Source organism: Streptomyces sp. NPDC000878 (genome assembly GCF_053599695.1).
This window is the reverse complement of record NZ_JBSFMT010000090.1, coordinates 1-26,721: the sequence shown is the minus strand read 5'-3', so window position 1 is coordinate 26,721 and position 26,721 is coordinate 1. Positions and strand designations below refer to the sequence as shown.

General features: G+C 70.3%; 25 protein-coding genes and 2 pseudogenes. 15 read left to right on the top strand and 12 right to left on the bottom strand.

Annotated elements, in window-relative coordinates:
- Positions 1-13 precede the first annotated feature (13 nt).
- The 3 genes from ACWDR4_RS44020 to ACWDR4_RS44010 all read left to right on the top strand — a co-directional run bounded on the left by ACWDR4_RS44020 (position 14) and on the right by ACWDR4_RS44010 (position 1,682).
- Positions 14-871, top strand: a complete 858-nt coding sequence (locus ACWDR4_RS44020) for an SDR family NAD(P)-dependent oxidoreductase (RefSeq protein ID WP_450417053.1) — start codon at positions 14-16, stop codon at positions 869-871.
- Positions 868-1,293: a nuclear transport factor 2 family protein gene (locus ACWDR4_RS44015; RefSeq protein WP_450417052.1), complete on the top strand. Its 426-nt coding sequence runs from the start codon at positions 868-870 to the stop codon at positions 1,291-1,293. The genes ACWDR4_RS44020 and ACWDR4_RS44015 overlap by 4 nt, the downstream gene beginning before the upstream one ends.
- Before the next feature lie 257 nt (positions 1,294-1,550).
- Complete coding sequence (locus tag ACWDR4_RS44010) at positions 1,551-1,682, top strand: hypothetical protein (RefSeq protein WP_450417051.1); 132 nt, start codon at positions 1,551-1,553, stop codon at positions 1,680-1,682.
- Positions 1,683-2,100: 418 nt separating this feature from the next.
- On the opposite strand, the gene ACWDR4_RS44005 is transcribed toward ACWDR4_RS44010, so the two are convergent.
- Both ACWDR4_RS44005 and ACWDR4_RS44000 read right to left on the bottom strand, forming a co-directional pair.
- Positions 2,101-3,552 carry a HAMP domain-containing sensor histidine kinase gene (locus tag ACWDR4_RS44005; protein ID WP_450417049.1) on the bottom strand — a complete coding sequence of 484 codons (1,452 nt, stop codon included), beginning with the start codon at positions 3,550-3,552 and terminating at the stop codon, positions 2,101-2,103.
- A complete protein-coding gene (locus ACWDR4_RS44000) occupies positions 3,549-4,259 on the bottom strand; it encodes a response regulator transcription factor (RefSeq protein ID WP_450417048.1) in 711 nt (236 codons plus the stop codon). The genes ACWDR4_RS44005 and ACWDR4_RS44000 overlap by 4 nt, the downstream gene beginning before the upstream one ends.
- A 134-nt stretch (positions 4,260-4,393) precedes the next feature.
- On the opposite strand from ACWDR4_RS44000, the gene ACWDR4_RS43995 reads away from it, so the two are divergent.
- Together ACWDR4_RS43995 and ACWDR4_RS43990 are read left to right on the top strand one after the other, a co-directional pair.
- Entirely contained in the window at positions 4,394-5,551 is a 1,158-nt protein-coding gene (locus ACWDR4_RS43995) for a DUF3500 domain-containing protein (RefSeq protein WP_450417046.1), read from the top strand.
- A 44-nt stretch (positions 5,552-5,595) separates the two neighbouring features.
- Positions 5,596-6,882 (top strand): HupE/UreJ family protein, encoded by a 1,287-nt coding sequence (locus ACWDR4_RS43990; protein ID WP_450417045.1) that lies wholly within the window; start codon positions 5,596-5,598, stop codon positions 6,880-6,882.
- 193 nt (positions 6,883-7,075) lie between these two features.
- On the opposite strand, the gene ACWDR4_RS43985 is transcribed toward ACWDR4_RS43990, so the two are convergent.
- From ACWDR4_RS43985 to ACWDR4_RS43975, 3 genes are all read right to left on the bottom strand, one after another.
- On the bottom strand, positions 7,076-8,509 hold the full coding sequence (locus tag ACWDR4_RS43985) for a glycoside hydrolase family 43 protein (protein ID WP_450417044.1): 1,434 nt from the start codon (positions 8,507-8,509) through the stop codon (positions 7,076-7,078).
- A gap of 125 nt (positions 8,510-8,634) precedes the next feature.
- Positions 8,635-8,772 carry a hypothetical protein gene (locus ACWDR4_RS43980; RefSeq protein WP_450417043.1) on the bottom strand — a complete coding sequence of 46 codons (138 nt, stop codon included), beginning with the start codon at positions 8,770-8,772 and terminating at the stop codon, positions 8,635-8,637.
- Between the two features lie 170 nt (positions 8,773-8,942).
- Positions 8,943-10,337, bottom strand: a complete 1,395-nt coding sequence (locus ACWDR4_RS43975; RefSeq protein WP_450417041.1) for a S8 family serine peptidase — start codon at positions 10,335-10,337, stop codon at positions 8,943-8,945.
- A gap of 231 nt (positions 10,338-10,568) precedes the next feature.
- On the opposite strand from ACWDR4_RS43975, the gene ACWDR4_RS43970 reads away from it, so the two are divergent.
- A complete protein-coding gene (locus tag ACWDR4_RS43970) occupies positions 10,569-12,203 on the top strand; it encodes a subtype B tannase (RefSeq protein ID WP_450417039.1) in 1,635 nt (544 codons plus the stop codon).
- 72 nt (positions 12,204-12,275) lie between these two features.
- On the opposite strand, the gene ACWDR4_RS43965 is transcribed toward ACWDR4_RS43970, so the two are convergent.
- The 5 genes from ACWDR4_RS43965 to ACWDR4_RS43945 all read right to left on the bottom strand — a co-directional run bounded on the left by ACWDR4_RS43965 (position 12,276) and on the right by ACWDR4_RS43945 (position 17,932).
- The gene (locus ACWDR4_RS43965) at positions 12,276-13,709 is read right to left on the bottom strand and encodes a GntT/GntP/DsdX family permease (protein WP_450417038.1); all 1,434 of its coding nucleotides are present in this window, start codon (positions 13,707-13,709) and stop codon (positions 12,276-12,278) included.
- Positions 13,706-14,647, bottom strand: coding sequence for an NAD(P)-dependent oxidoreductase (locus ACWDR4_RS43960; RefSeq protein WP_450417036.1), 942 nt, complete (start codon positions 14,645-14,647; stop codon positions 13,706-13,708). The genes ACWDR4_RS43965 and ACWDR4_RS43960 overlap by 4 nt, the downstream gene beginning before the upstream one ends.
- Positions 14,648-14,885: 238 nt before the next feature.
- Positions 14,886-15,749 (bottom strand): class II fructose-bisphosphate aldolase, encoded by an 864-nt coding sequence (locus tag ACWDR4_RS43955; protein ID WP_450417034.1) that lies wholly within the window; start codon positions 15,747-15,749, stop codon positions 14,886-14,888.
- On the bottom strand, positions 15,749-17,197 hold the full coding sequence (locus tag ACWDR4_RS43950; RefSeq protein WP_450417032.1) for a four-carbon acid sugar kinase family protein: 1,449 nt from the start codon (positions 17,195-17,197) through the stop codon (positions 15,749-15,751). Before ACWDR4_RS43950 ends, ACWDR4_RS43955 begins: the two co-directional genes overlap by 1 nt.
- Before the next feature lie 36 nt (positions 17,198-17,233).
- Positions 17,234-17,932: a FadR/GntR family transcriptional regulator gene (locus tag ACWDR4_RS43945; RefSeq protein WP_450417031.1), complete on the bottom strand. Its 699-nt coding sequence runs from the start codon at positions 17,930-17,932 to the stop codon at positions 17,234-17,236.
- Positions 17,933-18,371: 439 nt separating this feature from the next.
- On the opposite strand from ACWDR4_RS43945, the gene dctA reads away from it, so the two are divergent.
- The 6 genes from dctA (at position 18,372) to ACWDR4_RS43915 (ending at position 24,186) form a co-directional block, all read left to right on the top strand.
- On the top strand, positions 18,372-19,808 hold the full coding sequence (gene dctA / locus ACWDR4_RS43940; RefSeq protein ID WP_450417029.1) for a C4-dicarboxylate transporter DctA: 1,437 nt from the start codon (positions 18,372-18,374) through the stop codon (positions 19,806-19,808).
- On the top strand, positions 19,808-20,968 hold the full coding sequence (locus ACWDR4_RS43935; protein ID WP_450417028.1) for a glycerate kinase: 1,161 nt from the start codon (positions 19,808-19,810) through the stop codon (positions 20,966-20,968). The genes dctA and ACWDR4_RS43935 overlap by 1 nt, the downstream gene beginning before the upstream one ends.
- 40 nt (positions 20,969-21,008) lie before the next feature.
- A complete protein-coding gene (locus tag ACWDR4_RS43930; RefSeq protein ID WP_450417027.1) occupies positions 21,009-21,920 on the top strand; it encodes a LysR family transcriptional regulator in 912 nt (303 codons plus the stop codon).
- Between the two features lie 113 nt (positions 21,921-22,033).
- Positions 22,034-23,116, top strand: coding sequence for a tartrate dehydrogenase (locus ACWDR4_RS43925; protein ID WP_450417025.1), 1,083 nt, complete (start codon positions 22,034-22,036; stop codon positions 23,114-23,116).
- A gap of 151 nt (positions 23,117-23,267) precedes the next feature.
- Positions 23,268-23,798: an AAA domain-containing protein gene (locus ACWDR4_RS43920; protein WP_450417024.1), complete on the top strand. Its 531-nt coding sequence runs from the start codon at positions 23,268-23,270 to the stop codon at positions 23,796-23,798.
- A gap of 103 nt (positions 23,799-23,901) precedes the next feature.
- Entirely contained in the window at positions 23,902-24,186 is a 285-nt protein-coding gene (locus ACWDR4_RS43915; protein WP_450417022.1) for a trypco2 family protein, read from the top strand.
- Here ACWDR4_RS43915 and ACWDR4_RS43910 read toward each other — a convergent pair.
- Positions 24,146-24,433, bottom strand: a pseudogene (locus ACWDR4_RS43910) (transposase); the annotation flags it as partial. The gene ACWDR4_RS43915 and the pseudogene ACWDR4_RS43910 sit on opposite strands and share 41 nt — an antisense overlap.
- Positions 24,434-24,480: 47 nt before the next feature.
- Complete coding sequence (locus ACWDR4_RS43905) at positions 24,481-24,744, bottom strand: hypothetical protein (RefSeq protein ID WP_450417020.1); 264 nt, start codon at positions 24,742-24,744, stop codon at positions 24,481-24,483.
- A 118-nt stretch (positions 24,745-24,862) separates the two neighbouring features.
- Here ACWDR4_RS43905 and ACWDR4_RS43900 point away from each other — a divergent pair.
- The 3 genes and pseudogenes from ACWDR4_RS43900 to ACWDR4_RS43890 form a co-directional block, all read left to right on the top strand.
- Positions 24,863-25,669 (top strand): annotated as a pseudogene (locus ACWDR4_RS43900) (fumarylacetoacetate hydrolase family protein); the annotation flags it as partial.
- A gap of 188 nt (positions 25,670-25,857) precedes the next feature.
- On the top strand, positions 25,858-26,613 hold the full coding sequence (locus ACWDR4_RS43895; RefSeq protein ID WP_450417069.1) for a CoA transferase subunit A: 756 nt from the start codon (positions 25,858-25,860) through the stop codon (positions 26,611-26,613).
- A gap of 8 nt (positions 26,614-26,621) precedes the next feature.
- Positions 26,622-26,721, top strand: a 100-nt coding sequence (locus tag ACWDR4_RS43890; protein WP_450417068.1) for a CoA-transferase, incomplete at its 3' end; no start/stop codon positions are given.

The window sequence follows — 26,721 nt, the reverse complement described above, 5'->3', positions numbered from 1 at the left end:
TGCAGGCTGCATCATGAGCGCCGAGGGCACCGCGTTCGCTGACCACTACGGCCCATGGGCGATCATCGCCGGGGCATCGGACGGGGTGGGCTCCGCCTTCGCCCACGCCGTGGCCGAGCGCGGCCTCAACGTCGTCCTCCTCGCCCGTCGCCAGGCGCTGCTCGACGAGGTGGCCGAGGCCATCCGCCACAAGACGGGGGTGGAGACCCGGACGGCGGCAGTCGACCTGTCGCTCCCCGATGCCATGGCGAAGATCGCGTCGGCCACCGACGGCCTCGACGTGGGCATGGTGATCTACTGCGCGGGCGCCGACCCACTCTACGAGCCGTTCCTCAACCACCCCGTCGACATTCCCGTGGCCATGATCCAGCGCAACTGCGTCGTGCCGATGCGGATGTTCCACCACTTCGCGCAGCCGATGGTCGAGCGGGGCCGGGGCGGTCTCATGCTGCTCTCTTCCGGGGCCGGGTTGCGCGGCGGCGCCAACATGGTGGGCTACGCCGCCACCAAGGCGTTCGACATCGTGATGGCGGAGAGCCTCTGGGCGGAGCTCGAGAGCCGGGGCGTCGACGTGCTGTCACTCGTACTCGGTGGCACCGACACACCGTCGCTGCGCCGGGTACTGGCCCGTCACGGGCAGATCGCCGGTGAGGACGACCCCGTGCCGATCCCCGGGATCGCCACGCCGGAGCAGGTGGTGCAGGAGGGGCTGGCCAACCTGACCAACGGGCCCACGTGGCTCGTGAGTGAGGAACAGCGCGAACACGCCCGGCAGCTCGGCACGATGACTCGCAGCGAGGCCGTCAGGGCGATGCAGGAACGCGCTGCGGCGTTGATGGCCACCGAGCACAACCCTGAGGCGTCGTCGTGAACTCCTCACTGACCCAGGATGTGAGCAACGTGCTCGTGCGCTACGCCACCGGCATCGACCGACGCGACTGGGCCCTGTTCCGGACCTGCTTCACCGAGGACTGCGACGCCGACTACGGCGACATCGGCCGGTGGCACGGTGCCGACGCCATCACCGCGTGGATGGACGAGGCGCACCAGCGGTGGGGCACCACCATGCACCGCATCACGAACCAGGCGGTCAGTGGCGAGGGCGATCGCGCCACCGCCCGCTCGTACGTCGACGCACTGTTGATGAGCCCGGACGGCCGCACGGGCACCCGGGCCGTCGGCTACTACGACGACAATCTGGTGCGCACCGACGAAAGCTGGAAGATCGCCCGGCGTCAATTCGTGATGGTGTCCTTCCGTCCGGAGCCCGGCCTTACGGATGGCGCGCCGTGACCGCGGCCGAGAGGGCGGGCGCCAACGCTCCCTCGGCCAGCGGGATGCTGCGGGCCGGCGTCGCGGGAATGCTCATCCCGCCGCTTCCCCGCTGGCGTTCACCCTGCCACCGGAGCTGTCGACGGCCTGGGTGTCCGAGGTAAACACCACGGGTTGACGCGTCACTCCTTCATCGCCCTGCTGCCCCAGCGCTCGGCCTACGAGGACTCGGCCTACGAGGACCTGGTGTCGGCACCCTCCGGGTCCAGCTCCCCCAAGTGACCGTCCCCGACCGCCCCTTGTACGCGATCTACGGCCCCGGTGACACCGTGCCGCGAAGGATCGTCATCCTGCTCGAATTCCTCACTCGGTGGTTCAGGGAGAATCCGATCCCCGCGATCGGGACGTGAAAGGGCGCGGTCTGGCGGGCCCCCGGTGTGCTGAGGACAGGAGGTCCCTTGATATTCCAGCTGCGCATCTCCATTTGTCCTGGTCAGCGTCCCTGTTTCGGGTCAAGCGGGCTGACGCCGCATCAGGGCGGTGGTGGTTCGTGCCCCACCCGGCCGGGGTGCGAGCGGCACCGGTAGTGGCAGTCACGGGCGACGGCTTGATGCCGTCGACGCCAGTGTGACCAGTGGAGCCCGGGCCCGGGCCGCAGTAGCCGGCCTGCTGGGGAACGGGCAAGATCCAGGAGCCGTCGACTTCTGCCACGGTGAGGGGAACGAGACTGCTCGTACCGTTTCTTCGGTCCCCTTCTCGAGGGCGTGGGCGGCCATCGCGGCCAGGAAGGCGTGTGCAAGCACGGCGGTCCCTTGCCGCTTGGGCTCCTCATGTACCGCGCAGCTTCACGCCCGGCGTTTCCGGCCCCCGGATCCGGGCCCTCTCCAGGGTGAACCCCACCTCCGCTCCCCCTCCCGGCCGGGTCCGCGCGAAGACGGTGCCCCCGTGGGCCTCGGCGACATCGCGGACGATGGCCAGGCCGAGCCCGGAACCGGGCAGAGATCGAGCGGTGTCGGCCCGGTAGAACCGGTCGAAGACGCGCTCGGCGTCGGCGGCATCGATGCCCGGCCCGTGGTCGCGCACGGTGATCCGGCCCTGCCGGACATGCACCTCGATGGGGTCATCGCCGTCGGGGTCGAACTTGGCGGCGTTCTCCAGCAAATTGCCCACCGCCCGTTCGAGCCCCTGGCGGCGGCCCCTGATCACGGAGTCGTCGACGTCGAGCAGGACGAAACGCCCGGTGCGCCGATGCACACGCTGCGCCACGCGCCGGGCGAGCGCGGCCAGCTCCACCGTCTCCTCGGCCTCCTCCCGGTCCTGGGCCATGGCCAACTCGACGAGTTCACCGACCAGTTGACCGAGTTCGTCGGCCTCGCCCTCCACATCGTCGAGGAGCCGGTCACGGTCGTACGGGGAGAGCTCGGTGACCCGGCGCAGCACACTGGCGTTCGTGCGCAGGCTGGTCAGCGGGGTGCGCAGTTCGTGCGCGGCGTCCTGCACCAGACGGTCCTGGGCCTCGCGTGCGGCCGCCAGCCGGTCGAGCATCCGGCTGAACGACGCCGAGAGCCGCCCGACCTCGTCGCGTCCGTCGGCCAGGATCGCGCCGTCGGCCCGGCCGTCGACGCTGATCTTCTCGGCGACCCGGGCCAGGCGTTCCAGGCGCCGGGTGATGCGCCGGGCGAGCGCCCAGCCCACGCCCGCCGCCACGAGCATGACCGCGAGACTGGCACCGGCGATCTCCCGGGCCATGCCGCCCAGCACACGGTGGGTCTGGTCGATGTGCACAGCCGCCTGCAAGGCCCCGCGATCGTCCCCGAGCGCGGTGCTCAGCAGGCGGTACGTGCGGACGCCGACCTTCACCTCGGTGATGTCCGTCTGTCCGGTGGTGCCGGAGACGGCGAGGGTTCGCATGGTGTCGGACACGGGCAACCGCACTGTCGGGCCGCTCAGGTGGGTGGCCGTGCCGTCCTGGCCCACTGCACGCGTGATCACGGTCCGCACGCCCTCGTCGCCAGGTCCTGGCTCGTTGGTGCCGGGGTAGAGGTCCAGGGTCGGCGCAGGCGTCCCGGAGCCGGGCAGCGCCCGGTCCTGATCGCCGGCCGCGGCCACCGTGGCCGAGCGGAGCGTACTGTCGATCTCCGCCATGATGCGGTCGGAGGCGGCGCAGTAGCTGAGCCGGCCGACAACCGTGGCGACCACGGCGCCGACGACCGCGAAGGCGAGCGCGAACCGTAAGCACAGACTCAGCTTGAAGCACACCCGCAGACTCCTGAGCCTCATGGCCGCCGCACCGCGTAACCCACGCCACGCACGGTGTGGATGAGCTGAGGCGCCCCGGCGTCCCCCAGCTTGCGCCGCAGATAACCGACGTACCCGGCCAGGTTCTTGGCGTCCACGGTGAGAGCGCTGCCCCATACCTCCCCGTAGACGGTGGCGTGGTCGAGCACGATGCCCTCGTTGCGCACGAGCAGCTCCAGCAGGTCGAACTCGGTCTTGGACAGCCTCAGTTCGGCCTCGCCCCACAACGCCCGCCGCCCGGCGGGATCGATCCGCAGCGAGGCGATCCGCAGCTCGGCCCCGGGCTTGTCGGCTGCCGCGGCGTCCGTGGCGTCCGGTGCCTGCGCGGCACGACGCAGCAGGGCCCGCAGCCTTGCCAGCAGTTCGGGCACCGCGAACGGCTTGGGTAAATAGTCGTCGGCGCCCGCGTCCAGGCCGGCGATCCGGTCCGGGGTCCCGGCCCGCGCGGTGAGCATCAGCACCGGAGTGCGGTCGCCGTCGGCGCGCAGCACCCGGCACACCCCGACGCCGTCGACGTGAGGCATCATCACGTCCACGACGAGCGCGCTGAAGGAGTCCTGGCGCGCCCGAATCAGCGCCTCCACTCCGTCGACGGCGGTGACGACGTCGTACCCCTCCAACTCCAGTGCCCGCTCCAGGGATTCACGGATCGCGCGGTCGTCGTCGGCTATGAGGACACGGTTAGGCATGCGCTCATGATGCCGCACGGACTGTCGACGAAATCGTTGTTGATTCTCATCCGACTCCCGAAAACCTCCCGCCAAGGTCTGAGGAACGTCGCGCACGATGGGGAACTCCCGATCATCCGCTCACAGGAGTTTCCATGCGCCGCACCATGACAGCTCTGGCCATATGCGTCAGCCTGGGCGTCACCGGTTGTTCCGCCGCCGAAAGCACATCCTCGTCCTCCACCGCGGCCCTGACCACGGGCCGGAACGTGTCGAGCATCAAGGGCCCCGGAGGCGCGAACACCGCCCAGGTCGTGGCCGCCGCCAACGCGTTCCTAGCGACGCTGTCCGACGAGCAGAAGGACACGGCTCTGTACGACTTCGGCGACGAGGTCAAGAAGAGCGGCTGGACCAACTTCCCGGACGGCGTCATCCAGCGCAACGGCCTCATGATGGGTGATCTCACCGACGAGCAGCAGGCCGCAGCGATGAAGGTCATGGAGGCCGCACTCAGCAAGAAGGGCTACGAGGAGCTCGTCGAGATCCGTGAGGCGGACGACTACCTGGCCGTGGCCGAGGACTCCGGCGCCACCGCCTCCCCCAGGCCCACGCCCACCGGCACTCCCAGCGGTGGTCCCAGCGGTGGTCCCGGCGGAGGCACCGGGGGCGGTGCCGTCAACTTCGGCTCGCAGTACTACTACCTCTCCTTCTTCGGACAGCCCAGCAAGAACGGGCAGTTCATGGTCCAGTTCGGCGGCCACCACGCCGCGTACAACATCACCTACGCCGGGAAGAACGTGAGCATCTCGCCCACCCTGACCGGCGTCGAGCCGATGCGGTTCGACTGGGAGGAGAAGTTCTACCAGCCGCTGGAGGACAAGCGGTCCTCGACCATGGCGGCCGTCCAGTCGCTGACCGAGAGCCAGTCGGCCGCCGCCGAGATCGACGGCAGCTTCGACGACCTGCTGCTCGGCCCCGGCAACGACGGCCCCTTCCCCGCCGAGCCCGAGGGCGTCCTCGTCAGCAGCCTGAGCAAGAAGCAGCGGGCCAAGGTCACCGCGATGCTCACCGCCTGGGTCGACGACCTGGACGAGAAAGCCGCCGCGCGGCTCCTCGCCAAGTACGTCTCCGAGTACGACAAGACGTACATCGGCTGGAGCGGCGGGACGACCATCGACGACGTCAACACGTATGTGCGCCTCGACGGCCCGTCCGCCTGGATCGAGTTCTCCAACCAGTCCGCGGACGAGGAGCCCGGCGTCCACCAGCACACGATCTTCCGCGACGAGACCGCCGACTACGGCTGGAACTGACGGAAACGACGGGTGAGGAGGAACGCGAGAAGACCGGAAGGACCATGACCAAACCGACGTACCGCCTGCTGACCGCGTTCCTTCTCGCGGCCCTCCTGCTGGCCGGCGTTCTCGCGCCGTCGGCCGACGCACACCCGATGTCCACCTCGGCGGTCCTGCTGGACATCGGCGACGAACGGGTGGACGGGGAGGTGCAGTTGCCGCTGGACCGGCTGTCCATCGCGGTGAGCCGCGACCTGACCCGGGAGGGCGTCCTGGGCGCCGACCGTGCGTTCCTGAAGAGCTACACGGAACAGCACATCAGCGCCGTCGGCAAGGACGGCGAGCCCTGGACTGTGGAACTCGGCACCGGAACGGTCAGATCGATCGACGCCACGCCTCACCTCGTCTACCCGCTGCAGATCAGCCCGCCCGACGGCGAGGTCACCGCCTTCGATCTGCGCTACGACGTCATCGTCGAGGAGCTGCTCACGCACAAGGTCATCGTCACCGTCCGGTACGACTTCGATCGGGGCATCCTGAAGACGGACGACGCCGAGACGCTGGGCGTCTTCGACTACGAGACGAAGTCCCTGTCGGTCCCGGCGGATGAGGGCTCCTGGCTGCGGGGCTTCGCCGCGACGGCCGGGGTCGGCATCGAGCACGTCGGCGAGGGCGCCGACCACCTCCTCTTCCTCCTCATGCTGCTGATCCCGGCGCCGCTGGTGGCGACAGGCGGCCGATGGCAGGTGGCGTCGTCACGCCGGCGGGCGATCACACGGATCCTGCATGTGGTGACGGCGTTCGCGGTGGGTCACTCACTCACCCTGGCCCTGGCGGCGACGGGCTTGATCGATCTCCCGACGCGGCCGGTGGAGACGCTGATCGCCCTGTCGATCGCGGTGTCGGCGATCCACGCGATCCGTCCCCTGGCAGCACGCGGCGAAGTCCTGATCGCCACCGGCTTCGGCCTGATCCACGGCCTGGCCTTCGCCTCCCTGATCACGGACCTGGGCCTGGACCGAGGCTCCCTGCTGACGACACTGCTGGGCTTCAACCTGGGCATCGAACTGACCCAGCTCCTGGTCGTGGCCCTGCTGATGCCGTCACTGCTGGTTCTGGCCCGCACGCGCTTCTACCCTGCCTTCCGCACCGCCTTGGCGGGCATCGGCCTGGTCTTCTCGGTGTCCTGGATGCTCGAACGCGCGGCCCTGACCTCCACCGACCCCTTCGAGAGCGTCCAGACCTGGCTGGTGGGGCACCCGCTGTGGGTGGCGGTGACGGTCGCGGGACTGGCTGCCGCCGCCCATGTGGTCGGGGCACGGGCGCGTGAGGCGGCGGCCGAGCACTGACTGACCGACCGGGGTGCAGCCCGCCGCACCCCGGTTCGGGAACGTGGTCCCTCGATTCATTTCGCAAGGAGGATCGTGCTCGGACGTCAGGGTTACCGGGATGGCTCGCCGGTCGGGATGCCGGCACCTTCCCCGCTGGAGGCGGGCGGCAGGCGGGAGGACACCCCGTGAGGGTGCCGGCATCCCTGTCGGGTCAGCTCGTCACACGGAACGTGGCGTCGCTGCGCGCCGTCGCCGTGGAGATGGGGTCGAGCTTGAGTTCATACGCGTAGTGGCGGATGTACCGGTCGGGGTAGTTGTACGACTGGAACGACGACCATGTCGTGTCGGCGAGTCCGGCGACCTGGCGGAAGGTGGCGTCCTGGGCGAACCCGGTGGTGCCGTCGTTGTAGGCCAGCTGGAAATCGAATGCGGAATGCCGCAGGAAGTACCCGGGGAAGTTCACCGACTCGAAGGAGACGGTGCCGGAGCCCACCAGGCCGGTTCTCATCCGGAACTGGGAGTCCTGGCTGGTACTGGCGTTCTGGTCGATGCGCACGTCGAAGTTGGTGTGCCGCACGTACCGGTCCTGGAAGTTGTACGACTGGAGCCGGTTGGCGGTCGTGTTGGGCCAGCGTGCGAGCACGCGGCTCTCCTCGGCGGCCGTCATGTTCAGGATCCAGCCGTGGCGCTTCTTGGTGCCGCCCATGTCGTAGCTTCCCGACGCCGGGACCTGATAGGCGCTGGGATCGGACGGGTCCGTCGTCACGACCGGCATGTAACCGCCACCCGTGGCGTACTGGTCAAGGTAGAGGGCCCACTTGTTGCTGCCGTTGAACTTCATCCACATCGGACCTTCGACCTGTGACCCGGTGAGGCCGACGCCGGAGAGGTCGCCGAGGGTGGTCCACGTCCCCAGGATCGAGTTACTGCCTTCGAGCGTGATCTGACCATCGCCGGAGGCCCGCACGTAGCGGTAGTCGCCGACGCCGGACGGCGTCTCGATGATCTGGGTGTCGATGATGCCCTGGGTGCCGGGGCGGTCGATGTAGAGCTGCGGGGTGGTGATGGTGCGGAAGTCCGAGGTGCGGGCATAGTAGATGCGGTGCTTCAGCACGCCGTTCAGCGTCGCGTTTGTCGCCCAGTACAGGACGTAGTCGTTGGTCGCCGGGTTCCAGATCGCCTCGGGCGCCCACGCGTTACGTCCGTCGGGGATCGCGCCGGCGACGTTGAGCAGCCACGGCTGCGACCAGGTGACCAGGTCCGTCGACTCCCACACCACCAGGTTGCGGCTGCCGTTGGTCTGGGAGTCACCCCATCCCTGCCCGCAGCCGATACACAGGTCGGTCGCGACGATCCAGTACTTGCTCCCGTCGGGGGATCTCACCAGTGCGGGGTCGCGCACCCCCTTCGTACCGACCGTGGAGCGCAGGACCATCCCTCCGCCGTTGAGGTCGTTCCAGTGCAGGCCGTCCGTGCTGTGCGAGAGGTACATCTGCTGATTGGTCGACCCCTCCCCGGTGAAGTGCACCATCAGGTAGCCCGGGTCGGCGGCAGCGGCCCGCTCGGGTGTGGTCAAGGCTTGGGACGTGAAGAGTAGGCAGGCGGCGACCAGTATCGCCGCCAGCCGGGAGAGAAGCCTGGCCATGTACGTCTCCTGTCTTACTGCGGGGTGCCGCGATCGGGTGAAGGTGGGGTCGAGGGTGAAGCCGGTCTCTGTGCCTGCGGGACAGGACCTGCTGTCGCGTGACGCGGAACGTCTCGTCGGGCCGGTCAACGGCCGAGGAGCCGGAGTTTTCGCCTGAGCGTGGCGGCGACCGGTGACGCCGCGGCGGCGGGCTGAGTGACGAGTGGAGAAGACAGGGCCGGCAGGGGAGCCACGAGAGTGAACCAGTAACGGGTGCGGTACACCGCTGTCTCCTTTGACGGCCATCAAGTTCGAAACTTCGAACATCGTGCGCAACTTCGACCAGAAGATAAGTTTCGGCCAAGAGCACGTCAATGGAACCGGCCAGTTTGCTGCCAAGTAAATTTGTGGGTGCCAAAGCACCGCGACCTGGAAAAGGCCCCGTCGGCCGGACTCAGAAAGTATGGGGACTGCCCTCGGGCCCACCTCTGGGTGGCGTTGCCGGGCGTCGACCTCGCCGCTGCCGCGCGGCACTGTGCCGTCGGACAGCTAATTCGCCAGGTACTCGTCCAGGCAGGTGTTCCCGGTCACCGTGATGGCGTGGTTCCCGCCGCCCTGTCTGGACGCTGCTGCCCGGGGAGTTGGAGCCGACCGGAGTGACGAGCCTGGCGAGTCCCCGGGTGGTGTAGGCGCGGGTCAGGCCGGTGAAGAAGGAGCCCTTCCGGGTGGCGACCAGGTTGTACACCGGCCCGGTGTCACCGTGCTGCCAGACCCCGCCGATCTGGGCGATGAAGTCCTTCGGCCCGGCCGCGGGCCCGATCTGGCCGAGGTAGACGTGGTTGTAGTAGTCGATGCCCTGAAGGCTGTTGTAGTAGTCGTGGGCGGTCTTGGCGCCGCGGGCCCCGAAGGCGAGTTGGCCGTCGGCCAGGGTGGCGCGCTTGTCGGGGGCGGTGATGTCGACGGGCTTCGCGGCGCGGGCGTCGAGGGTCACCGTGGTGTCCTTGTCGACGACCAGCCCCGGCGCGACGAGCTGGGTCGCCTCTTCGGAGGTGTCCGTCTCCCGCTGGAACAGGGCGTCGGCCAAGTAGCAGCCCCTGAGCACGCGGAGGGTGACCGTGGTCTTCGCGCCCTGGCTGTCGCCCCCGCCGGAGCTGTCGTAGGGGGTCCACTGCCGGTCGTTGTCCAGGGCGACGAGGTTCGAGAGGTCGGGGACGGTCGGCTTCCCGTTCCGGCCGACGGCCTTGAGGGTCAGGTTGTACGACTCGGCCTCGCGGGTCACCCCGAAGGTGGTGCGGACGCTCTGGCCGGCGGCCGTCGTCGCCACGACGGTGCCGCCGAACAGGCCGTCCGCGCTGCCGGCCCGGGTGTCGGCGGTGAGAATGTCCGTCGCGGTGCCGCCTGCGGGGACGGTCAGCCGGGAGGCGGAGAGGGTGAACATGCCGGCCGGGGCCGACGCGCCGCCGGGGCCGGTCGCGGTCGCCGCCAGGTCGAGAGTGACGGGCTGGTCACCGGTGTTGCGGTAGGTGAGGGTCCGCTGCTCGGGCTTGTCGTCGGTGTGCGGCCAGCTCTGCGTCCCGAGGGAGAACGAGGGGGTGTCGGCGACGACCGTCTGCTGGACGGCGCGGGCCACGTCGACGCGGCCCGTGCCCTGCTCGTACGGCGAGGACGTGCCGTTCAGCGGCACGGCGGAGGCCATCAGCGCGGCCTTGATCCGCTGCCCCGACCAGTCCGGGTGCTCCTCGGCGAGGATGGCCGCGGACCCGGAGACGTGCGGGGTCGCCATGGACGTACCCGACAGGCTGACGTAGCCGGCGGTGGCGACCGGGTCGTCGTTCCTGCAGGCACGCACCGCGGGGAGGGATTGAATTCCTGACCTGGCCGCCAGGCCGCACTCCGGAAGTTCTCCTGTGTACCGGGCGGGACGTCGCTGTGAGCCGCCCATGAGGTCATATGGGTCCCCCATGAAACGAGCAGGATCGTTGGCATCATCGTCAACACTTCTCTACGTTCGCAGGAGCGGATCACTCAGTCCGCGACCATCTGTGAGCACCGGCGGGATACTTCCGGAGAGGGCATCAAGTTGAAGCACAAGGCAATCAAGCGTAGGTCGGTCGTTCTGGGGATCGGTGCGACCGCCGGTGTCGCGGCGGTCGGCGGCATCGCCGTCAGCGCGCAGGCGTCCAGTGAAACCGCCTCCGACTCGTCGTCCTCCTCGGGCGGCCTGGTCTTCGATCCGGACGGCTACACCGAGATCACGACGACCCTGACGGACACCGACGGCACCGCCCACGACGTGACCTACCACTTCTGGAAGGCCATCACGTACGTCTCCAAGCCGGTCGACGAGAAGTACCAGAGTCTGATCGTCAGCGTGCCCGTCGAGATCGACGGCAAGGCCGTGGACGCCTCGAACGCGCCCATCGTCCTGTCCAACGTCATCGCCGGCTACGTCGAGTCCTCCGTGGCGGCGGCCACCGGCATCGGCGGCGCGGCGGGGTCCGGAACGCCCCCCAACGGCGGCGGCCCCTCCACGTCGGCCTCTCCGTCTCCGTCCGCCTCCACGACGGCCACCCCCGCCCCGCCCGGCGGCGGCGGTGCCAAAGCCATGCCGCAGATGGCGCTCCTGGCCGGCTACGTCGTCGTCGAGCCCGGCGCCCGAGGCCGCACGACGACGAACTCCGCCGACGAGTACTACGGCACCGCCCCGGCGGCGATCGTCGACCTCAAGGCGGCCGTGCGGTATCTGCGCGCCAACAAGGGCCGCATCCCCGGCGACACCGACCGGATCGTCTCCGCCGGCGTGAGCGCGGGCGGCGCCCTGTCCTCGCTGCTCGGCGCCTCCGGTGACAGCCCGCTCTACGACAAGCTTCTGAAGGAGATCGGCGCCGCCGACGCCTCCGACGCGATCTTCGCCACCGGCGCCTGGTGCCCGATCACCGACCTGGAGCACGCCGACGGCGCCTACGAGTGGAACTGGGGCACGAACGTCACCCAGTCCACCGGCAAGGTCGTCGACCAGACGGTGTCCAAGGATCTCCAGTCGCAGTTCGCCGAGTACCAGGCGAAGTTGAGGCTGCGCGGTCTGAAGGGCTCGGGCTTCGGCACACTCACCGCCCGCAACTACGACGAGTACCTGGTCAAGCAGTACCTGGAGCCCTCCGCCACCACCTACCTCACCGACCTGTCGGACTCCGACCGCGAGACCTACCTGGCCAAGAACACCTTCATCACCTGGAAGAACGGCAAGGCGACCTTCGCCTGGGACGACTTCCTCACCCACGTCGGCACCCGCAAGAAGACCACCCCGGCCTTCGACGCCTTCGACCTGTCGGCCGGCGAGAACAACGAGTTCGGCACGGGCACCACCAAGGCCCGCCACTACACCGCGTACGGCGCCAAGAACGACACCACGGGCCTGACCACCAAGCGCGTCGCGAGCGACATCCCCGCCAAGCTCGACCTGATGAACCCGATGCACCACCTCGTGGGCAAGGCCAACCCGAAGCGGACCAAGCACTGGTGGATCCGCCTCGGCACCAACGACACCGACACCTCGCACGTCATCTCCGCCAACCTCGCCGCCGCCGCACACCGCCTCGGCGACCAGGTGAACCACCTCTACTACTGGGACCAGGGCCACGGCGCCAACATCGACCTGCCCGACTTCGTGGCCTGGATCACCGACGTCACCGGCTACAAGAGCAAGAAGAAGTAGCCGCAGCGCACAGCCGCCCGCCCGAGCCGGTCAGGACTCGGGCGGGCGGCTCCGTATGTTCGGCAGGCCTGGTCAGACCAGCGGCCACAGCGCCGCGGTGAGGGCGAAGCCGGCGCATCCCATGACGGTCGTCAGGACCGTCCAGGTGCGCAGACCCGCGGCCACGTCGAGACCGGCGAGCTTGGTGAACATCCAGAACCCGGCGTCGTTGATGTGGGACAGCGCGAGGGCGCCCGCGCCCATCGCCAGGGCGACCAGCGACAGTTGACCCGTCGACAGGTCGGCGCGCTGGAGCAGCGGGGTGAGGATGCCGGCGGTCGTGATGAGGGCCACGGTCGCCGAGCCCTGGGCCGCGCGCAGGGCGAGGGCGGACAGGAAGCCGAGCACCAGTACGGGCAGCCCGGTGCGGTCCAGGACGTCGGCGATCGCGTCGCCGATGCCGCTGGCGACCAGGACCTTGCCGAAGACACCGCCCGCCCCGGCCACCAGGATGACCATCGCGACGGGCGGCAGCGCGGAGCCCATGACCTCGGCGATGCGCGCGCGGTCCCAGCCGCGCCGGGCACCCAGGAACCAGCCGCACAGGGCGACGTCGATGAGCAGGGCCACCATCGGGGCGCCGAGGACGGTCAGTACGGCGCGCAGGGTGGAGCCCTCGGCGAGCGCGTTCTGGCCGATGGTGCCGAGGAGGATCAGCAGGATCGGGGTGACGATCAGCGCCAGGACCATGCCGAAGGACGGCGGGCGGACGTCGGTCTCCGAGGGCGCGGGCTTGGTGAGTACGGCGGTGCCGTGGCCGGCCGCCACGGGAGCCGGGGCGCTGCCGGCCCCGCCCTCGTCCCCGGCCTCCGGCTCGCCGTACACCTCCGCGTACACCACCGGGTCCATCGGGTACTCGCGGCGGGTCAGGCGACGGGACACGAAGTAGCCGAGCAGGGCGACGACCGCCGTGACGGGGATGCCCAGCAGCAGCATCAGGCCCTGGCTGGCGCCGATCGTCGCGGCCACCGCGACCGCGCCGGGGTGCGGCGGCAGGAAGGCGTGCACGGTGAGCATCGCGGCGCCCATCGGGAGCGCGTAGATCAGCAGCGGCTTGCGGGAGGCGCGGGCGACGCCGTACGCGATCGGCATCAGGATGATCAGGCCGACCTCGAAGAAGACCGGGATGCCGAGGACGAATCCGGCGACGGTCAGGGCGAGCGGGGTGCGCCGGGACCCGAACTTCTCGATGAGGGAGTGCGCGAACGCGTGGGCGCCGCCGGAGAGTTCGATGATCCGGCCGATCATCGCGCCCAGCGCGATGATGGTGGCGATGTGGCCGAGGGTGGCGCCCATGCCGTCCTCGATGGTCTTCACCAGGTCGGCGGCGGGCACGCCCGCGGCGAGCGCGACGCCGACGCTGACGACGACGAGGGCGACGAAGGGCTGCACCTTGGCTCTGAGGATGAGCAGGAGCAGGGTCGCCACACCGGCGACCGCGATGGTGAGCAGGGCGGTGTGGCTCATCGTCCCTCTCCTTCCGGGGTTGTTTCTGCGGATATTTCCGACGACTTGGGAGACAGGACGGTGACGACGGAGGAGTCGTCACGGGCGGCGAGGCCGGCGCGTTCGCCGAGCAGGTAGAGCTGTGCGGCCGCGGCGGCCAGCGGCACCGGGACGTGGGCGTCCTTGGCGATGCCGGTGACGATGCCCATGTCCTTGACGAAGATGTCGAGCCGCGACTTCACCTCGACCTCGGCGCCGTCCTCGTACGTCTGGACCATGCGCGGCCCGCGGTCGGCGAACATGAACGACCCGGCGGCCCCGTGCTTGAGGCTCTCCACGACCGTGCCCGGGTCCAGTCCGAGCCCGCGGGCGAGCGCGATCGCCTCGGCGGCAGCCGCGATGTGCACGCCGGCCAGCAGCTGGTTGACCGCCTTCATCGCCTGGCCGTCGCCGGGGCGCGGGCCGACGACGGTGAGCGTCGAGGCGAGCAGGTCGAGCACCGGCCGGGCCGCCTTCAGCGCCACGTCCTCGGCGCCGACGACGATCAGCAGATCGCCGTTTCCGGCCCGCACCGGACCGCCGCTGACCGGCGCGTCCACGGTCAGCACACCGCACCCGGCGAGCCGCGCCGCGGTGGAGCGGGCCGCCTCGGGGCCGACCGTGCTGGTGAGGACCACGACCGTGCCTGGGCGGAGGGCTTCGGCGGCGCCGTTCTCGCCGAACAGCGCGCCCTCGACCTGCGCCTGGTCGCGTACGGCGAGCACGACGACGTCGGCGTCACGGGCGGCCTCGGCCGGGGACGCGTCGTCGCGGGCGCCCTGGGCGGCCAGGGCGGATCGCCGATCGGCCGCGATGTCGTAGACGGAGACGGGCAGTTCGCCCGCCAGGCGGCACGCCATGGGAAGTCCCATGGCGCCCAGGCCGATGACGGCCGTGTGGGGACGGGGGTGGGGAGACATCTTTGTCCTCCTGCGAAGAGAAAGGGGAAAGGAGCAAGTTGGCTGCCGGCGGTGGGGAAGGCGCCGCCAGAAGTGAAGGGGTCGCGCTCAGCCGCGGCGTCTGCGAGGGGGATGGCGCAAGGGCCGGCGGCTGTCGGGGCGGCTCGCGAGGGTGGTGCGATGCGGCGGGCGGTCGTACGGCGGTCTCGTGCCGTACTGCGCGGTGGTGCGGTTCTTCGTCAGCGGGGCCGGGGTAAGGTCACGCGGCTCCCCCTTCGGCGCGGGGGCTCAGGCGCCCGATGACCTCCAGGGCGGCGTCCCGGACCGCGTCGCGGCCCGCCGCCCAGACGGAGACGACGTCGGAGCCGGGCAGCGCGGCCGGGAGGGTCGCGTTGACGGCTTCCAGGTAGGCGCGGCGCAGTTCGGCGTTGACGTTGACCTTGGCGACGCCGCGCGCGAGGGCGCCGTGCAGCTCCTCGACGGGCAGGCCGCTGGCGCCGTGCAGCACGAGCGGGACCGGCACGAGCTCGTGGATCGCGGCCAGCCGGTCCAGGTCGAGGCGGACCGGGTCCTTGGTGAAGCCGTGGACGTTGCCGACGGCCACGGCCAGCGCGTCGACGCCCGTCGCGGCGACGAACTCGGCCGCCTGCCCCGGATCGGTCATCGCCGCGGTCTGCGCGACGGCGTCGGTGGAGACGTCCTCGTCGCCCGGCAGGGCACCGAGCTCGGCCTCCACCCAGGCACCGTGGCCACGAGCCCGCCGTACCGCTTCCCGCGTCAGCGCGATGTTCTCGGCGAACGGCAGGTGGGAGCCGTCGACCATGACGGAGGTGTAGCCCGCCTCCAGACAGGCCGTGATCTCGTCCAGGTCCCGGCTGTGGTCGAGATGCACCCCGAGGCGGGCGGTCGAGTGTTCGGCGGCGTCCAGCGCCAGCCGCATCAGGGCCCCGCGCCCGGCGTGCTTGAAGGGGCTGGAGCCCGCCTGGATCAGGACGGGCCGTCGGGCGGCATCGGCGGCGGCCGTGATGCCCTGGACCGTCTCCAGGTTGTAGACGACGAACCCGGGCAGGGCGTGACCGGCTGCCGCGGCCTGCTTCAGGGCATCGGTACCGTGCAGCAGCATCACGAGCTCCGGAGCAGGTCGAGGGCGTCGGCGAGGGCGTCGGGGCCGCCGACGTTCCCGGCGAAGACGATGTAGGGGATGCCGGCGGCGGGGCCGTCCACGGGCTCCCAGAGGGAGACGATGCCGGGCAACAGCGTGCCCCGGGCCCAGGCGCGGCGGATCTCCAGTCCGTGGGTGGCGGTGTCGCTGGAGGTGATGCCGCCCTTGGCGATGACGAAGGCGGGCCGCCGGGTGGCGTTGACCTGCCGTACGGCCTCCACGAGCGCGGCGGATACCCGACGGGAGATCGCCAGGCTGTCGTCCGCGTCGGCGCCGGTCACCAGGGTGCGCGAGGTGCGGATCACGGCGTCGGCCGTCTCCAGCGCGTCGGCGGCCGCGGTCGCGACCTCGGTGATGTGAGCGTCACGCCGCTCCTCGTCGAGCAGGAGGGCCACGTCGAGTTCGTACTCGGCGATCCCACCGCGCTCCCGCAGCCGGTCCAACTGCCGTGTCGTCAGCGACACATGGGACCCCACGGCGATCAGCCCGTGCGGCGCGTCGCCGCGCAGCGGGCGCAGCTGCGCCGGGGTGAGCGGTGACCGCCCGGCCTGTCCGGCGCGGGCCCTGACGAAGGACGGCCCGACGCGGTAGAGCAGCCGTGTGCCGCCCTCCTCCGCCTGCGCGAGAGCCAGGGCGAGCACGCGCAGGTCATCGTCGCAGACCGCGTCGACCACGGCCGTACGCCCGCCGCGCAGCGAGGACAGCAATCGCGCCGTGTGCGCCGGGCCGCCGCCGCGCAGGTCGTCGAGGGTGATGCGCAGCACCTCGCCCGCGAGCACGCGCCCGCCCGTCTTCTCCTCGACCCACTCGGGCAGCGAGGAGCGGCGGTAGCCGAAGGTGGCGTCGCGGGCGAACTCGCTCTCCCCGACCGGGAGGAGGCCGTCGGCGGTGCGCATCCAGTGGCGGGAGTCCACGGTCAGCCTGCCCGCCTCGATGTAGGCGGGCACCAGCACGACCCCGTCCGGGGCGCCGACGCCGAGCTCGCCGAGTTCCTCGGTGAGGACGTCGGTCTCCAACGGGAAGTGGCCGCGCAGGGTCGAGTCGCCGCGGCTGGCCAGGACATAGCCGGTGCCCTCGGCCGCCGCGGCCTCGTGCAGGGCGCGGACCACCTCGCGGTTGCGAGCGGCGGCATCCTGGGGCGACAGGCTGCGGGTGTTGGTGAGGACGAAGAAGGCGGCACTGTCCTGGCGCAGCGCCCAGCGCAGGTCGTCCACCGTCCAGGAGGTCAGGACCGGCACGTCCGCGACCGTCTGGGTGCCGGTCGGGTCGTCGTCGAGAACGACGAGACGGGGGCCGCCGGATATGCGGGCGGCCACCTCGGCGGCGCTCACCTCGCGGACGGGCGGGAGCCCTTCCAGCACCGCGGCCTCTCTTACGGGTCCCGTCTGGGCATGGAGGGGTAGGGACATGGCGAATTCCTGGTCTCTAACGGGGAGTTGGGGGCGTCAGTCGAGGTCGCGCTTGATGACGTGGGTGCGCAGGTCGTCGGCGGTCTGGTTCATGTGGCCGTCCATGGCGACTCGGGCGGCCTCGGGGCTGCCGGACTCCAGCGCGGCGAGCACCGCCTCGTGGTGCGCGATGGCGTTCGTCCGGATCTCGGGGACGGCCGAGGTCTCCCGGCGCCCCTCGACGAGCAGCGGGCCGAACGGCTCGAAGAGCAGCGGGACGAACAGGTTGCCGGTCGCCCGCATCACCGTGTCGTGGAAGTCGATGTCGGCCTGCACGAACTGCTCGGTGTCGCCCGCGTCGGCGGCCTCGCGCATGCTCGCCAGGTGCTGGCGCAGCGCGTTCAGGTCCTCCTCGGTGCGGCGGGATGCGGCGAGCTCGCAGGCGCCGTTCTCGATGAGCCGGCGTGCCTCGATCAGCCGCTCCGACAGGGCACCGCTCGCGGTGCGGGAGGCCGCCCGCACCACCGGCTCCAGGGCGGTCCAGCGGTCCGGTGCATTGACGTAGGTGCCCCGGCCGCGGACCACCCGTACGACATTCTGCGCACGCAGCTGCTTGACCGCCTCCCGCACGGTCAGCCGGCTCACCCCGCCCTGCTCCGAGAGTTCTCCCTCGGGCGGGAGCGCGGAGTCCGGCGGGTACTGGCCGTCGATGATCGCGGTGAGCAACTGCTCGGCGAGGTCTTCCGGGAGCGACATGGCGGGAACCTCTTCGTTCGGTGATCACATCTGACATCAGACATCTGATGTCCATGTTGCGGAAACAATGACATCGGAGGTAGGACTCGTCAATACCCCCCGGTCGGAAACAATTGGGGATCATGGAGGCGGGCGCCACCCGGTCGCCGCGGCCTCCGCATCGCGTCTCTTCGACCACGACGCCGAGCGGCCCGTCGACTGCCCTCGCCCGGCCAGGGGCACCTCGCGGTCAGAGCATCCGCGGGCAGCACGAGCCGTTCGAGGATGCCGTGGGAGCTCTGGACGGCCGGCTGTCAGCCTCGGGAGGGAAACCAATAGGCCGCACCTATACGGGGCATCGATTTTTGGTCGTGGACCACCTGCCGCCGGACCGGTTCACTGTGGCCCAAAGCTGGCGCGTACCGATCGGGCTCGGTATCGCGCGATCAGGGAGGCTGCAATGACGCATACCCCAAGCCACGGTCGAGCCGAGCAGGCCGCGCGGATCGCGGCGAAGCCGTGGTACCGGCAGTTGTACATCCAGGTGCTGGTGGCGATCGTGATCGGCATCGTGCTGGGCTGGCGGTGGCCGGATCTGGCCACCGACATGGAGCCGATCGGCACGACGTTCATCACCGCGATGAAGATGCTGATCGGCCCGATCGTCTTCCTGACGATCATCGGCGGCATCGCCGGCGTCGCAGACCTGAAGAAGGTCGGACGCACCGGCATCAAAGCGCTGGCCTACTTCCAGGTCGGCACGATCGTCGCCCTGCTCACGGGCCTGGTGGCGATCAACGTCTTCCGGCTCGGCGACGGCGTGCACGCCGACCCGTCGACGCTGCAGACCTCGGGAGACGCGAGCCAGTACGTCGAGACGGGCGAGCACCAGCACTGGTGGGAGTTCCTCACCAACATCGTGCCGGACAGCTTCTTCGGCCCGTTCGTCGAGGGGAAGATCCTCCAGGTGATCTTCCTGGCCGTCGTCTTCGGCATCGCGATCAAGCTGGTCGGGAAGACGGGCGAGCCGATCATCGCGGCCGTGGGGCGACTGACCGAGGTCGTCTTCAAGGTCCTGTCGTTCGTCATGAAGGCCGCGCCGCTGGGCGCGTTCGGTGCGATGTCGTACGCCATCGGGAAGTTCGGCCTGTCCACGCTGACCAGCCTCGGCTCGCTGATTGTCCTCTTCTACGTCACCTCGGCGCTGTTCGTCGTGGTCGTGCTCGGCGGAGTCCTCGCCCTGTACGTGCGGCTGAACATCTTCCAGCTCTTCCGCTACTTCAAGGAGGAGTTCTGGCTGATCCTCGGCACCTCGACCGCCGAGCCCGCGCTGCCCGGACTGATGCGCAAGCTGCAGTTCATGGGCGCGGAGCGGTCCACGGTCGGCCTGGTCGTGCCGACCGGCTACAGCTTCAACCTCGACGGCGCGGCGATCTACCTCTCGCTGGCCACTCTCTACATCGCCCAGGCCACCGACACCTCCCTCTCCATCGGCCAGCAACTCGGGCTCCTGGCAGTCATGTTGCTGACGTCCAAAGGCGCGGCGGGCGTCGCGGGCGGCGGGTTCATCGCGCTCACCGCGACCCTGTCGACGGTCGGCTCCGTCCCGGCCGCGGGCATCATGCTCATCTTCGGCATCGACAAGTTCATGTCCGAGTGCCGGGCCCTGGTCAATTTCTTCGGTAACGCCGTCGCCACCCTGGTCGTCGCCAGGTGGGAGAACGGCCTGGACCTGGAGCGGGCCCGGGCGGTGCTGGCCGGAAAGGCGGGAGAGCCCCCGCTGACCACGGAGGCCGAAGCGGAGGCGGGGCCCGAGGCCGGCGCCGAGGTCGAGCTGGAAAAGCACCGCCCGGCCGTCGCGCCCCCCGCCGCTCAGACCGCCGAGGTGGCCCCCTGATGGCCTCCGTCCTGATCGCCCCGGACAAGTTCAAGGGTTCCCTCAGCGCCGACGCCGTGGCCCGCGCGCTGGAGCACGGACTGCGGGAAGCCGCCCCGCACACCCGCGTCACCCGGCTCGCCTTGGCCGACGGCGGAGAGGGCAGCGTCGCCGCCGCCTGCGCCGCGGGCCGCTTCCGCGCCGAGACGGTCACCGTGGCCGGACCGACCGGGCGGCCCGTCACGGCGCCCGTCGCGGTCGACGGCCGTACCGTCCTCGTCGGAGCCGCGGCCGTCTGCGGCCTCGGCGTCCTGCCGGACGGCCGCAAGGCACCGCTGACCGCCACCAGCCGGGGCATCGGGCAGGCCGTCCAGTACGCCCTGGCAGGCGAGGCCGACACCATCGTCCTCGCCCTCGGTGGGGTCGCCACCACCGACGGTGGCGCGGGCCTGCTCCAGTCCCTCGGCGCGGTACTGGCTCGCGCGGACGGCGCCTCAATCGGCCCCGGCGGCCAGGGACTCGCCGACCTCCACACGGTCGACCTCACCGCGGCCCGTGCCGCACTGGCCGGGGTCGACCTGGTTCTCGCCACCGACGTGGACAACTCGCTGCTCGGACCGACGGGCACCGCCGCCGTCTACGGCCCCCAGAAGGGGGCCACCGAGCACGACGTGCGGGAACTGGACGCGGCCCTCGGCACCTTCGTACGACGCCTGGAGGCGGCCGGTGTCCCGGACGCGGCCCGCCTCGCCCGAACCGCCGGGGCCGGGGCGGCCGGTGGGCTCGGATACGCCGGGCTGCTGCTGGGTGGACGGATGTGCTCGGGTGCCGACTACTTCCTCACCCTGCTGGGCGCCGACGCTCTGCTCGCCACGAGCGACTTCGTCGTGACCGGTGAAGGGAGCCTCGACGAGCAGTCCCTGTCGGGCAAGCTGCCCGTCGCGCTCGCACGACGGGCCCGTCGGCAGGGCGTGGAGGTGCACGCCGTCGCCGGCCGCTGCACCCTGTCCGCCGAACGCGCCGCCGCCCACTTCAGCTCCGTCCAGGCTCTGACGGAGCTGACCGACCAGGACTGCGCGAACGACGGCGCGCTGTCCGCGCGGCTGCTCGCGCAGTGCGGACGCAACCTCGCCGACCGCTGGATCGGCGGGCGCGCGCACGAAGCGGCCCGGTCGGTCTAAGTTGGCCCTGCCCCAGGACAGATCAACCGGCGGAGGCACCGTGGACGCCCGGCAGTTGGAGTACTTCCTGGCCATCGTCGAGCACGGAGGCTTCAGCAAGGCCGCCGCCGCGCTCCACGTGGCCCAGCCGTCGCTGTCGCAGGCCATGGCGAACCTGGAGGCCGACCTCGGGGTGGTCCTCTTCCACCGGGTGGGACGCGGTGTCGTGCTCAGCGAGGCGGGCACGGAACTGCTGGAGCCCAGCCGACGCGTCCTGCGGGACCTGGCCGCCGTACGCGACACTGCCGCCGCACTCGCCGGGCTGCACGGCGGCAGGGTCGAGGTGGCCACGATGCCCTCGCCCGGCATCGAGCCGCTGACCACTCTCATCCACCGGTTCGCGGAGCTGCACCCGTCCGTGACGGTGGGCACCCAGGCCGCCTTCACCCCCGACGAGGTCGTGTCCCTGGTCCGCAGCGGGGCCTGCGAGCTGGGCCTGCTGGGCTCGTCGAGCCCCGTCAACCCGTCCGGGCTCGACGTCCTGCACGTAGAGGACCAGCCCTTCGTGGTCGTCGCCGCGCCCGGCGGGGCGATCGAGGACGACGTCACCATCCGGCCCGAGGACCTGGCAGGGCAGAAGCTCATCGCCTCCCGCACCGGCAGCCTCATGCGCAGCATCGTCGACGACGTCACCGCGGGCGGCACCGGCACGGAGATCGTGACGGTCGTCGACCACCGCACCTCGATCCTGCCGCTCGTCCTGACCGGGGTGGGCATCGCCGTCCTGCCGTCCTCCTGGACCCGGCTGGCCCGCCGCTGCGGAGCCGTCGTGGCCCCCATCGAACCGACCGCCCATCTGCACGTGGCGATGGTCAGCCTGCCCGCGCACCTCACGTCGGCCGCCCGCGCCTTCCTCACCCTCACCAGGTCCCTGGCCGACCGGCGGATCCGGCGAACCGCTCCGGAAGGGTGACGCGCAACCGATCGGGTGCGCCTATGGGTCGTATCGGAAGCAGGTCTTGGACGCGCCCCGACGCCGGTGTGTTGACTCGGAAAAGACCGCACGACAGTGAGCCGGAGGCAGCCATGACCGCACCCCGCACGTTCCGTATCGCCGCCATCCCCGCCGACGGCGTGGGCAAGGAGGTCGTCGCCGCAGGACGTGCCGTCCTCGACGCCCTGGCCGAGGACTCAGGCGGCGCCTTCGCCTTCCGGTGGGAGGAGTTCCCCTGGGGCTGCGAGTACTACGAGCGCACCGGGAAGATGATGGACGAGGACGGCCTCGACCAGCTCAAGGACTTCGACGCCATCTACTTCGGCGCCGTCGGCTGGCCCAACGTTCCCGACCACATCAGCCTCTGGGGCCTGCGTCTGAGGATCTGCCAGAACTTCGACCAGTGGGCCAACGTCCGTCCCGTGCACTTCCTGCCCGGCGTGCAGAGTCCGCTGCGCAAGGCCGACGACACCGAACTCGACTGGGTCGTCGTCCGCGAGAACAGCGAGGGCGAGTACGCCGGACTCGGCGGCCGCAACCTCTCCGGCCGCGGCCAGGGCAGTGAAGTCGCCATCCAGTCAGCCCTGTTCACCGAGGTGGGCTGCGAACGCATCATGCGGTTCGCCTTCGACCTGGCCCGCACCAGGACGGTCAAGAAGGTCTCCTCCGTCACCAAGAGCAACGCCCAGCAGTACGGCATGGTCCTGTGGGACGACGTCTTCAAGCGCGTCGCTCTCGACTACCCGGACGTGGAGACGGAGAGCGTCCTGGTCGACGCGATGTCCGCCAAGTTCGTGCTGAAGCCCGAGGACCTCTCCGTCGTCGTCGCCTCCAACCTCAACGCCGACATCCTCTCCGATCTCGGCAGCGCCCTGGCCGGCAGCCTGGGCCTCGCCGCCAGCGCCAACCTCAACCCCGAACGCCGCTTCCCCAGCATGTTCGAGCCCGTCCACGGCTCCGCCCCGGACATCGCCGGCCAGTGCCTGGCCAACCCGATCGGCGCGGTCGGCAGCGCCGCACTGATGCTGGAACACTTCGGCCTCCCCGACCAGGCGGCCCGCCTCAACAAGGCCATCGAGGCGACGACGGCCGCCGGCATCCTCACCCGCGACGTCGGCGGAACGGCCACGACCGAAGACGTCACCAAGGCTCTCATCGACGCGCTTAACTCCTGACGGCAGGCGAGGACGGGATCCCCTTCGGACGCCGAGGGGGATCCCTGGGGGGAGGCGAGGACGAGGCCGGCAGCCGCAGACGCAGCGCGGCCAACGCACCCGCCGGACCCTGAAGACGGCAACGCCCCGGCCGTCGGCTCACCACTCGACGATGGCCATCCGGTCGCTGACCCTCATGGTCTTCGGGACTCCGGAGCATGGCCCCTACCAGTACAACCCGGGAAGTTGTTGGGTCGACGTCCTCGCCACACGGCCGGCCGGCCACTGGGCGCCAGAGGAAGGCCGCGCGATGCGCCGCATCCTGGAGTGGCTCCGCGCGGAAGGCGGGGTCGATCTGGATCAGGACGTGTACGTCATCACCCCGTTCCGCAAGGTAAAGGACGGTGCCCGAGTCGCCACCCAGGGGCTGATCTCCTCGCACCGGGCCGGGACCATCCACACCACCCAGGGCAAGGAAGCCGACGTCGTCATCCTCATCCTCGGCACCGACCCGCAGGCGCCCAGCGCCCGTGCCTGGGCGGCACAACGCCCGAACCTCCTCAACGTCGCCGCCAGCCGCGCCAAACGCCGCCTGTTCGTCATCGGCAACCGCGAAGTCTGGTGCGAGCAGCGGTACTTCAGGACGCTCGCGGAAAGTCTTCCCGCTCATACGTGGCAGCAGCCGCAGCCTGCGGGCTCCTGACCGCCGACTTGTCTCAGCCCAGTGGTACATCCGAGCGCCGCCTTCCTCCCTGCGGCCCAGGTCGGCACACTGTCCTGCTGACGCCAAGTGGCCAGGAGGATCAGTGGAGTTGGACGGGACAGAGCTGCCGCAGGCGATCAAGGCCGTGCGTGCCGGACTGGCTGTGGCCCAACAGAACGGGGCCGACTCGCCCATCCGGTTCACGGTCAAGGACATCGTCCTCGATCTCGGGATCGAGATACGGCACACCGCGTCGGCCGGCGGCGGCGTAAAAACGTTCGTCGTCTCTGCCGACGCCCGTGGCGAGCGTGCCAGGGCAGCCACCCACCGGATGACACTGACGCGAAGAAACTCGCTGCGGCTTTCAAGATGTCGTTCGCGCGCTTGAGTTCGGCGTTCTCCTTCTTCAACGCCTTGATCTGCGCGGACTCCTCGCTCGTGGTCCCGGGGCGGGTGCCGGAGCCGACCTGGTCCTGGCGGACCCACTTACGCAGCGTCTCGGCCGAGCCGATGCCGAGCTTCTCGGCCACCGTCTTCAGCGCGGCGGACTCGTTCGGGTAATCACCGAGCACCTCGGCGACCATGCGCACTGCTCGTTTGCGCAGCTCAGCGGGATGGGAAGAAGCGCGTGCCATGACTCGATCCCTTCACGAAATCGAGTCTCCACCCGACCCGGGGCGGTTCAACCGCGCGGATCGGTAAGACTGCCTTCAAGAGCATCGCAGTACTCACTCAGTGCGGCCGCCTCTCGCCAGCGCCTGGCCTCGTCACGAAGCGCCGAGGCGAGTTGGTCCTGAATAGCCCGCTCCTTGGCATCCTCCATGGCCTCTCCCCAGCGAGCTGCTCGCTCCACTTTGGCCCGCTCCTCGATTTCCCTGCGCTGAGCGTCCTCCAGCACTCGCGCCTCGATCTCCCCAGGAATCAAGCCCAGAGCGTCCTCAAGCACCCGGCCCTTCCGATCTCGCCAACGACCCGGTCGGACAGACCGGCCATGGTCAAGTTCGACGACGAGGCGCGCGAGCGCTCCGGGTTCGTGGACTGTGGGAACTCCTGCCTAACGGCGACCGGCCGGTCCCCACATCTCCGACGTACGACTGCTGCCGCCGCTCCAGCCGCCCACCGTGCGGGACTTCGTCACCTTCGAGGAACACGTCGAGGGCGTACGGAAGTCGGTGGACGGGGCCGCCGGTGTGCCCGAGCGGTGGTACGCGGCGCCGACGTTCTACTTCACCAACCCGTACGCGGTGTACGGCGCGCACGACGACATCCCCATGCCCCCGGGGTCGAGCGTGCTCGACTTCGAGCTCGAAGTCGCCGCCGTGATCGGCAGGGAGGGCCGCGACCTCAGCCCCGAACAGGCCCGCGAGCACATCGTCGGCTACACGATCCTCAACGACTGGTCCGCCCGCGATCTGCAGTCCGCCGAGATGAAGGTCGGCCTCGGCCCCTGCAAGGGCAAGGACACCGACACGACCCTCGGGCCGTGCCTGGTCACCGCCGACGAGTTGGAGAAGTACCGCGACGGGGACGGCTTCCTGCGCCTCGCGCTGACTGCCGAGATCAACGGCGAGGTGGTCGGCAAGGACTTGCTGTCCAACATGAGTTGGACGTTCGAGGAGATGGTCGCCTACGCCTCGCGAGGCACCGTCGTACGCCCCGGCGACGTCCTAGGCTCCGGGACCTGCGGCAACGGCGGATGCCTCGCCGAGCTGTGGGGCGTACGCGGCAAACAGGACCCGGCGCCGCTCAAGCCCGGCGACACGGTGACGCTCACCGTGGAGGGCATCGGCAGCGTCTCAAACACCGTGGTGAGCGGCGTCGATCCCGTACCGGTTGCGGCCGCTCGGCGTCGCTCCCGGGAGAGGCCATGACCAAGCGACTCCTCGGCAAGGTCGTCGTGATCACGGGCGCGGCCGGCGGTCAGGGCGCCGCGGAGGCCGAGGCACTGGTCCGCGAAGGCGCCCGGGTGATCGCCACCGAGGTGACCGAGGTATCTGGCGGGCCCGGATCGACGACGTACGTCCCAAGGAACAACGCACGACAGAAAGGCCCTTCCTCCATGGACAAGGTCCGCGCGAGCGCAGCGAGGGCGGTCGCCGACATCTCCGACGGCGCCTCACTGGCCGTCGGTGGCTTCGGCCTCAGCGGCATTCCCGACGTACTCATCCAGGCCCTGCACGCCCAAGGCGCGACCGGCCTTCATGTCGTGTCGAACAACTGCGGAGTCGACGGGCGCGGGCTGGGCGTCCTACTGTCGGCGGGCCGCATCGCTCGCGTGACCGGCAGCTACGTGGGCGAGAACAAGGAGTTCGCCCGCCAGTACCTGTCCGGCGAACTGGAGGTGGAGCTGGTGCCACAGGGCACGCTGGCCGAGCGGCTGCGGGCCGGCGGAGCGGGCATCCCCGCCTTCTACACCCCCGCGGGCGTGGGCACCCAGGTCGCCCGTGGCGGACTGCCCTGGCGCTACGCCGCCGACGGCACGGTCGCCCTGGCCTCCCCGCCCAAGGAGACCCGCGACTTCGCCGACCGTACGTACGTCCTGGAGCACGGGATCACCACCGACTTCGCCCTCGTACGAGCCTGGCGCGGCGACCGGGACGGCAATCTCGTCTTCCGCAAGTCGGCCGCCAACTTCAACCCACTCGCCGCGACGGCCGGGCGCGTGACGGTGGCCGAGGTCGAACAGCTCGTGGAACCGGGCGAGTTAAGCCCCGACGAGGTGCACCTGCCGGGCATCTTCGTCCAGCGGATCGTGGCCCTCACTCCAACCCAGGCCGCCGACAAGCACGTAGAGAAGAGGACCGTTCGCGCATGAGCACGCACATGGGCTGGGCCCGCGACCGGATGGCCGCCCGTGCCGCCGCCGAACTCACCGACGGCTCCTACGTCAATCTCGGCATCGGCCTGCCCACCCTGATCCCCG

Bases quoted from the DNA above. Each gene is read 5' to 3' on its own strand.
- ACWDR4_RS43920 (WP_450417024.1), top strand. From the start codon at position 23,268: ATGGCCATCCGGTCGCTGACCCTCATGGTCTTCGGGACTCCGGAGCAT.
- ACWDR4_RS43965 (WP_450417038.1), bottom strand. From the start codon at position 13,709: ATGAGCCACACCGCCCTGCTCACCATCGCGGTCGCCGGTGTGGCGACC.
- ACWDR4_RS43895 (WP_450417069.1), top strand. From the start codon at position 25,858: ATGGACAAGGTCCGCGCGAGCGCAGCGAGGGCGGTCGCCGACATCTCC.
- ACWDR4_RS43985 (WP_450417044.1), bottom strand. From the start codon at position 8,509: ATGGCCAGGCTTCTCTCCCGGCTGGCGGCGATACTGGTCGCCGCCTGC.
- ACWDR4_RS43925 (WP_450417025.1), top strand. From the start codon at position 22,034: ATGACCGCACCCCGCACGTTCCGTATCGCCGCCATCCCCGCCGACGGC.
- ACWDR4_RS44005 (WP_450417049.1), bottom strand. From the start codon at position 3,552: ATGAGGCTCAGGAGTCTGCGGGTGTGCTTCAAGCTGAGTCTGTGCTTA.
- ACWDR4_RS43960 (WP_450417036.1), bottom strand. From the start codon at position 14,647: ATGTCTCCCCACCCCCGTCCCCACACGGCCGTCATCGGCCTGGGCGCC.
- ACWDR4_RS43990 (WP_450417045.1), top strand. From the start codon at position 5,596: ATGACCAAACCGACGTACCGCCTGCTGACCGCGTTCCTTCTCGCGGCC.
- dctA (WP_450417029.1), top strand. From the start codon at position 18,372: ATGACGCATACCCCAAGCCACGGTCGAGCCGAGCAGGCCGCGCGGATC.
- ACWDR4_RS43950 (WP_450417032.1), bottom strand. From the start codon at position 17,197: ATGTCCCTACCCCTCCATGCCCAGACGGGACCCGTAAGAGAGGCCGCG.
- ACWDR4_RS43945 (WP_450417031.1), bottom strand. From the start codon at position 17,932: ATGTCGCTCCCGGAAGACCTCGCCGAGCAGTTGCTCACCGCGATCATC.
- ACWDR4_RS44020 (WP_450417053.1), top strand. From the start codon at position 14: ATGAGCGCCGAGGGCACCGCGTTCGCTGACCACTACGGCCCATGGGCG.
- ACWDR4_RS43935 (WP_450417028.1), top strand. From the start codon at position 19,808: ATGGCCTCCGTCCTGATCGCCCCGGACAAGTTCAAGGGTTCCCTCAGC.
- ACWDR4_RS43995 (WP_450417046.1), top strand. From the start codon at position 4,394: ATGCGCCGCACCATGACAGCTCTGGCCATATGCGTCAGCCTGGGCGTC.
- ACWDR4_RS44000 (WP_450417048.1), bottom strand. From the start codon at position 4,259: ATGCCTAACCGTGTCCTCATAGCCGACGACGACCGCGCGATCCGTGAA.
- ACWDR4_RS43955 (WP_450417034.1), bottom strand. From the start codon at position 15,749: ATGCTGCTGCACGGTACCGATGCCCTGAAGCAGGCCGCGGCAGCCGGT.